The organism is Paenisporosarcina sp. P4_E4_2 (assembly GCF_056401595.1).
Genome location: NZ_JBFUJC010000165.1, coordinates 1 through 6757, shown reverse-complemented (window position 1 = coordinate 6757; position 6757 = coordinate 1). Strand labels below are relative to the sequence as shown.

Sequence of the window (6757 nt, the reverse complement as noted above, 5' to 3'; positions counted from 1 at the left end):
GTATTGAAGTGGTTGTGTAATGCTTGGTTGTTGCCTAAGATGGGAATTATGGGAGCTGCAATTGCCAGTAATGTTGGCTTCGCCTTCATTGCAATCAGTTTATATGTCTATGTCTATTCAATTTGGAAGATTCGTTTTGCGAATACCAGATTTTATGGTCATTTAAGTGTCGCTTCATTATTAATGATTTGTAGCGTATTAACATGGATGTATGTAGCCGATGGTTGGTTATTTGATGGACTTTCCAGTCGCTTCGCCGCGATGTTGACGGCCCTCACAAGCGTGGGTTTAGGTGCAACTGTATTTTTGCTTTACATCGCCAAAAGTCGAATAATTGCCGAGAAGGAATGGTTCTTATTACCACTCGGACGAAGAATGGCCATGATTCAATTGTGGCTTTACGGTAAAAAAAGAAAGTGGTGATTCTTATGAATACAATTACAGTGCTTGGTCTTGGGGCAGGGGACTTGGAACAATTGCCGTTAGGTGTATATAAAACATTGCTGAAAGCACAACGACTGTATGTGCGAACAGCTGAACATCCCGTATTACAAGAATTAAAGGATGAAGGCATTTCATACGAAAGCTTTGATGCAGTTTATGAAAAACATGATGCATTTGAAGCGGTATATAAAGAGATTGTCGAAACGCTAATTACACTATCTCAATCCGGTCCGTTGTTTTATGCTGTTCCGGGTCATCCATTAGTGGCTGAACAGACTGTTCAATGGTTGGTGGATGCAGAAAAAGAGGGGCGTATTCAACTTGAAATTGTGGGCGGACAAAGTTTCCTGGACCCAATTTTCAATGCTCTGCGTATTGATCCTATTGAAGGTTTTCAATTACTTGATGGAACAATGTTCAAACGGGATGATGTCCAGATGTCCCAACATGTATTGATTGCACAAGTATATGATGCCTACAGTGCATCCGAGGTAAAGTTGACGTTAATGGAAAAATATCCGGAAGACTACCCGGTTACCATCGTCACAGCAGCTGGCTCAAGTGGAGAAGTACTCCGCACCGTACCTTTGTATGAGCTGGACCGTGCTGCTGAATTGAACAATTTGACGACCGTTTATGTCCCACCTGCTAATAACCGTGAAGAACGCTTGAAAGAGTGGTCCACATTTAGAGAAATTATTGCGAAGCTGCGTGCACCAGATGGTTGTCCGTGGGACCGTGAACAAACACATGAAACGTTAAAGAAATATTTAATAGAAGAAGTACATGAATTTTTACAAGCTGTAAACGATCAGGATGACGATGGAATGATTGAAGAACTCGGAGACGTGTTGCTGCAAGTGTTTTTACATGCTCAAATCGGAGAAGATGAAGGATATTTCAGTTTGGAAGATGTTCTTGAAAGCGTATCTTCGAAAATGATTCGTAGACATCCGCATGTTTTTGGCGATGTGGAAGTAGAAAATTCAGAGGACGTGTTGCGCAATTGGCAACAACTGAAGTCAGCAGAAAAAGGCAACGACAAAACCCGAATTCTGTATGGACAAGAGCGCTCGGAATCTTCACTTTTAACTTCGTACAATTTCCAAAAAGCCGCCGCGAAAGTAGGGTTTGACTGGCCGGAAGCAGAGGGTGCCTGGTTGAAATTTGAAGAGGAATGGGAAGAATTCAGACATGAAATTTTAAATGGTTCAGCAACATCACAGCTGGATGAGTTGGGCGATGTGCTATTTACGATTGTCAATGTAGCGCGCTTTTACGGGCTTTCGCCTGAAGAAGCAATGATGCATGCGAATCGAAAATTCAAAACCCGTTTTCACTACGTCGAAGACAGTGTGACGAAGGGCAAGGGTGAATTCGGCGCATACACGTTGGATGAACTCGAAGAATTTTGGCAACAGGCTAAACAAGCAAAAGGGGATGAATGACATGAGATTAGATAAATTTTTAAAAGTATCACGACTGATTAAACGACGTACACTTGCAAAAGAAGTCGCTGATCAAGGCCGCATCACGATTAATGGCAAAGTAAGTAAAGCCAGCTCCGTTGTGAAGGTAGGCGATGAATTAGCCATCCGTTTCGGGCAGAAAGTTGTGACGGCTCGCATCGAAATGCTAAAAGATGCAGTTAAAAAAGAAGAATCCACGATGATGTATAGCATCTTAAAAGAAGAGCGACTGGAGAAAGTCGACCCTGAATTTATAGATGATGAAGATTAAATAAAGAGCATGGCCAAATCTGGTCATGCTTTTTTGTTTGCCTGCATATAGTAAATGGACTGGACAAGTAAAGGAGGAATTTTATGCAATATCAAGCCGAACATGCATCCATCACGATTCCATCAGGAGATCACGTAGTTAGTTTGCGAAACCGCAAACGCATGGACTTAACATCTGTCAAATCCATTGAGCGATTTGACCAAGAAGAATTCGCTGTACGTACATCGCAAGGTCATTTAAGTATTAGAGGCGAAGAGTTACGCATTGTTCATTTAGATGTGGACAAGGGGTTGCTGACACTTGAAGGTCACGTGCGCACGTTCCAATATGATGAAGAAGAACGTGAACAAAGCCGTAATTTCTTGCATAAATTGTTTGGATGACGATCTCTTATCAATTTTTAAGCCTGTTGGCCATGATTGTTAGTGGCGTGGCCACAGGTTTTTTAGTTGAAAGTTTTCGTGACAGTTGCCAAGCTCTCYGTCCACGTGCTCTATTAAGACGTTACCATAAAATAATTGAAATTTTTTTATGGTTGGGATTAGGAATTGCAAGCTTTTATTTATTATTTCAGTTAAGAGATGGGACTTGGCGAATATACGACCCGTGTGCTCAACTCGTCGGAATAATTCTCTATGAGTTATGGTTTCGTAGGCCGTTGCTATTCGTAAGACATGTGTTTATGCGTTTAATCGTGTATCCGATCTGGTGGGTTATTCAACTGATCATCAGGATTATTCGCTCAATTGTCCTCCTTTTTGTTAAAATATGTATGATTCCTATACGACCTATTATTAAATTAATAACAAAAATTTTAAAATTAATACAAAAATCCCCTTTAAAAATCCCTGAAAAATCTTGAGTTATCACTTGTTATCGGTTATAATTGCAACTACAAAACAGTTGACAAATTATGGCTGACGAGGAGTGAACAACTTGAGTATGAATAATCATGGTAACGAAGAAAAACGTAATATTGCTTCCATCAACAAAGATTATGTCCGCTCGGTTGAACGCCACGAAAAACGCCAGAAAGCACATAAAGTCCGTTTGTTTAGACGCTTGGCTGCATTTGCAGTCCTTGTAGTTGTGGTGATGGGATGGTTGACTTATACAATGGTAAATCAATCTCGTGTTCTGGCTGCCAAGGAAGATAGAAAAGAACAAGCGCTACAAGCTTTGGAAGAAGTGAAAGATCAACAAGATTTGTTGAATTCTCAAATTCTCAAATTAAATGATGATGAATACATTGCGAAGCTTGCCAGAAAAGAATACTTCCTATCTGACGAGGGAGAAATCATTTTTGCAATCCCTGAAAAAGAAGAAAATGAAGACAAAAACAATGATTCAAAAGAGTAGTCTTATTGACACTCTTTTTTTGTTGGCTATAATTAAGAATGGAGACCTGTATTTTTAGGTCCGCTATTACGATTACAAGGCTTCAAAGAAGCCGGCTTAATTTTTAAGGAGGAGCATTTTTTTTATGTCAATTGAAGTAGGCAGCAAGGTACAAGGTAAAGTAACAGGAATCACAAATTTCGGCGCATTCGTCGAACTACCAGGTGGCTCAACAGGTCTTGTTCATATCAGTGAAGTCGCTGACAACTATGTGAAAGATATCAACSAGCATTTGAAAGTTGGAGATATGGTTGAAGTAAAAGTGATGAATGTGGAAGCTGACGGCAAAATCGGCTTATCAATTCGTAAAGCCAAGCCACAACCTGAGCGACCAGAACGTCCTCAACGTCCACGCCAAAATAATCGTCAAAACGATCGAGATCGTCCGTTTAAAGAGAATTTTGAGCAAAAAATGGCACGTTTCTTAAAAGATAGTGAAGATCGTTTGTCCACTTTAAAACGTGCAACTGAATCGAAGCGTGGCGGTCGCGGCGCAAAACGAGGATAATTTGCTGGCTGTTTTAATCGTAGAAAAAGTGTTTTGTATAGCATCCCTGTTGTCATACAGGGATGTTTTTTTGTGTTTTAAAAAAGGATTCCTAACGAGATTTAGCGAAATTTATATAGAAAGGAGTGAGGGGTATGAAGAAACAACAAATTCTGGAGACTCATAAAAATTATCAAACCTGGTTGGATTCATTGCAAGCGATGAATAAGGAAGAGGCAATGAGTCCGTATGCTCCAGGCAAATGGTCGCCCAATGAAATTGTCATGCACTTAGCTGAATGGGATCGTTTTACATTTGAAGAACGACTCCCTGTCATGAAAGAAGGTGCGAAACTTGAAAATTTCCCTGCGTTCGATGAGTTTAATGCAAAAGCTGCAGCACGTGCTGCTGAACAAACATTTGAAGAAACCGTTACGTATGCGAAAAATGAACGTCAGCGCATCACGCAAAAACTTGAAGAACTAGATGAGATTGAATGGGATAAAGGATTCCACATCGGAGATCACGCTTTGTCGATTACAAGCTATTTTACCGATTTTTCTCAACATGATGAGCATCATAAACGACAAATTGAGCAAGTTCGCGGTAGTTGAAGATTGAATTTTGGATAATTCATCTTACATTTAAAAAACGCAAGAAAAAACCCACAAGAGAACAATGTCTCTTGTGGGTTTTTGGGATGACCCCTACGGGATTCGAACCCGTGTTACCGCCGTGAAAGGGCGGTGTCTTAACCGCTTGACCAAGGGGCCTTGGTGGAAAGTGCTACGTTCAATGTCTAGCTTCYAGCGCCGGTGTCGGGCTAGAGTGGCACTTTACGCTTGGGTCCACAGGATGTGGATCATGCATCCGTTGCCGCAGGACGCGGCGAACTTAGGATGCGTACATCAGTATGGCGGCCGAGGGGATCGAACCCCCGACCTCACGGGTATGAACCGTACGCTCTAGCCAGCTGAGCTAGGCCGCCTTTGTTAAAGAACATTTTTAATAATACAAGCGAAGATAGGGTGTGTCAAGCAGTCTTTTGAAAATATATCACGTTTCTTCTGATATTTCGTCGAAATGTTTTTTATGAGGGCTGTCATGAATAGACAAACTTCAAACAAACCTTCTCCTATAATGAAAAACATCGTATGGGAAGGGATTGGTTTCATGAAATCGTGGACAACTGATGGTGTGAAGAAAATGCCTGTTTGGAGTCGTTGGGTGCAAGTCGTAAAAAAGAAAAAATTGAAAATCACATTATCCGTACTTATTTTATTTTTTGCGTTCTTCTTATCGAAAGCGGTTTTGTTTGAAGCGGCTGTTCCATTTTTTCTACCCATTTGGGCCATTGTGGCAAGGCGGTACCCACGTTATTTACCGTTTGTTTGGATTGGGGGCCTCAGTGGGAGCTTGACGCTCGGAATCGGGCAGACCGTCCTCCACGTCCTGCAAGTTGGTGGCTACCAAGCGGTGAGTCAAGTTGTTAAGAACAAAAAGTTGATTCCGTTCCAGGTAGCTATGGTGATATTGCTTGTCCAGGTTGGATGGCAATGGGTATCGTACGGGGGAGAAATCCCACTATCCGTCTCCTTACTCGTTTTATATGAAAGCATTTTGTCCGCAATCATGACGGTCTTTTTATTCCAATTGTTTGTCCCGATGCACGCTTTAACAACTGCAAAGTGGACGTTTGAACGCATAGGGGCAGCTGTAATGGTAAGCGCTTTAATGCTAACGGGAATGGGTGGATTATTGTTTGGGCTCATTTCCATTCCACTTGTTCTCGTTCATGTTATGTTGTTCGGGGCGGTCAGCGTGGGAGGGGTATTCGTAGGGACTGCTGTCGCCACAATCATGGGAACAATCCTGAGTTTGTCTCAATTATCTTTTAGCGGCATGATTGCCGTTTWCGCCTTATCCGGATTGTGCGCAGGACTATTTCAAAATAAAGGTCGCCTATGGATGGCCATCGGATCGATTGGCGCGGCTCTTTTCTTCACCGTATATGACACGTCACTACCACTTGATAAAGTCTATTTTGCTTCACTGGCTCTCGCAATGATGATTTTTTTCATCATGCCGTCTTCTTGGATAAGCTATGCTCAAAATCAGTTGTTCCCGAAACCTTCTTCCGTGCTTTTTAAAAGACAACAATGGTTGACAGACAAAGTAAATACACAACTTTATGATTTCCAACAGTTCGTTGAGTTCATCACCCAACTTGTGAACGACCGTTTCCCAACTCAAAAAGAAATCGCGTCGACCACCCAAACACCCGATTACTCGGTTTGTGGGTCTTGCTTCCGAAAAGACAAATGTTGGGGTGCGGAAAATCAAGGCATGTACCCAATTGTGGATGAATGGAAAGAGATGCGTGGACAAACAAAATCCGGCGTTCGTTATCGTTTAAATGATCGCATTCAAGAAAAATGTGTACGTTCAAGTGGATTGATTGATGCACTTGAAGAAGAATACGCAAACAATAAATTAGCTGGACACTACGCTCATGGTAAGAAAATGCTTGCCTATCAACTACGTGACATGAGTAATCATGTGAGCGAACTGATGGCAGATCTTCAGCTAAATGAAGCAAACCATGAATCAGAAGAAGAAAAGATTTCTAAACGTCTGGATGACGCGAAAATTGCACATTTTCAAATTGATATGCTGTCTGAAGAACCG

General features: G+C 41.6%; 7 protein-coding genes, 2 tRNA genes and 2 pseudogenes. 9 read left to right on the top strand and 2 right to left on the bottom strand.

Translation table 11 applies throughout. The features are described 5' to 3' along the window. From AC1DSB_RS12045 to AC1DSB_RS12010, 8 genes and pseudogenes are all read left to right on the top strand, one after another. A pseudogene (locus AC1DSB_RS12045) lies at positions 1-423 on the top strand (putative polysaccharide biosynthesis protein); the annotation flags it as partial. Between the two features lie 5 nt (positions 424-428). After that, the gene (gene yabN, locus AC1DSB_RS12040; RefSeq protein ID WP_036660463.1) at positions 429-1892 is read left to right on the top strand and encodes a bifunctional methyltransferase/pyrophosphohydrolase YabN; all 1464 of its coding nucleotides are present in this window, start codon (positions 429-431) and stop codon (positions 1890-1892) included. 1 nt (position 1893) lies between these two features. Continuing rightward, a complete protein-coding gene (locus AC1DSB_RS12035; RefSeq protein ID WP_016429947.1) occupies positions 1894-2184 on the top strand; it encodes an RNA-binding S4 domain-containing protein in 291 nt (96 codons plus the stop codon). Between the two features lie 83 nt (positions 2185-2267). Beyond that, complete coding sequence (yabP, locus tag AC1DSB_RS12030; protein WP_016429946.1) at positions 2268-2567, top strand: sporulation protein YabP; 300 nt, start codon at positions 2268-2270, stop codon at positions 2565-2567. Continuing rightward, positions 2564-3046, top strand: a complete 483-nt coding sequence (gene yabQ, locus AC1DSB_RS12025; RefSeq protein ID WP_477586790.1) for a spore cortex biosynthesis protein YabQ — start codon at positions 2564-2566, stop codon at positions 3044-3046. Before yabP ends, yabQ begins: the two co-directional genes overlap by 4 nt. 80 nt (positions 3047-3126) lie before the next feature. Next, positions 3127-3543: an FtsB family cell division protein gene (locus AC1DSB_RS12020; protein ID WP_036660472.1), complete on the top strand. Its 417-nt coding sequence runs from the start codon at positions 3127-3129 to the stop codon at positions 3541-3543. Between the two features lie 124 nt (positions 3544-3667). Further along, complete coding sequence (locus tag AC1DSB_RS12015; protein WP_477586789.1) at positions 3668-4090, top strand: S1 domain-containing RNA-binding protein; 423 nt, start codon at positions 3668-3670, stop codon at positions 4088-4090. Positions 4091-4224: 134 nt separating this feature from the next. Then, positions 4225-4683, top strand: a complete 459-nt coding sequence (locus tag AC1DSB_RS12010) for a DinB family protein (RefSeq protein ID WP_477531813.1) — start codon at positions 4225-4227, stop codon at positions 4681-4683. A gap of 87 nt (positions 4684-4770) precedes the next feature. Here the strand turns inward: AC1DSB_RS12010 and AC1DSB_RS12005 are convergent. Further along, positions 4771-4842: transfer RNA gene (locus AC1DSB_RS12005), tRNA-Glu, on the bottom strand. 141 nt (positions 4843-4983) lie between these two features. Then, positions 4984-5057, bottom strand: a tRNA-Met gene (locus tag AC1DSB_RS12000). A 116-nt stretch (positions 5058-5173) separates the two neighbouring features. Here AC1DSB_RS12000 and AC1DSB_RS11995 point away from each other — a divergent pair. After that, positions 5174-6757 (top strand): annotated as a pseudogene (locus AC1DSB_RS11995) (SpoIIE family protein phosphatase); the annotation flags it as partial.

Coding starts and splice junctions, on each gene's coding strand:
- yabN (WP_036660463.1), top strand. CDS start 429: ATGAATACAATTACAGTGCTTGGTCTTGGGGCAGGGGACTTGGAACAA.
- AC1DSB_RS12035 (WP_016429947.1), top strand. CDS start 1,894: ATGAGATTAGATAAATTTTTAAAAGTATCACGACTGATTAAACGACGT.
- AC1DSB_RS12010 (WP_477531813.1), top strand. CDS start 4,225: ATGAAGAAACAACAAATTCTGGAGACTCATAAAAATTATCAAACCTGG.
- yabP (WP_016429946.1), top strand. CDS start 2,268: ATGCAATATCAAGCCGAACATGCATCCATCACGATTCCATCAGGAGAT.
- AC1DSB_RS12020 (WP_036660472.1), top strand. CDS start 3,127: ATGAATAATCATGGTAACGAAGAAAAACGTAATATTGCTTCCATCAAC.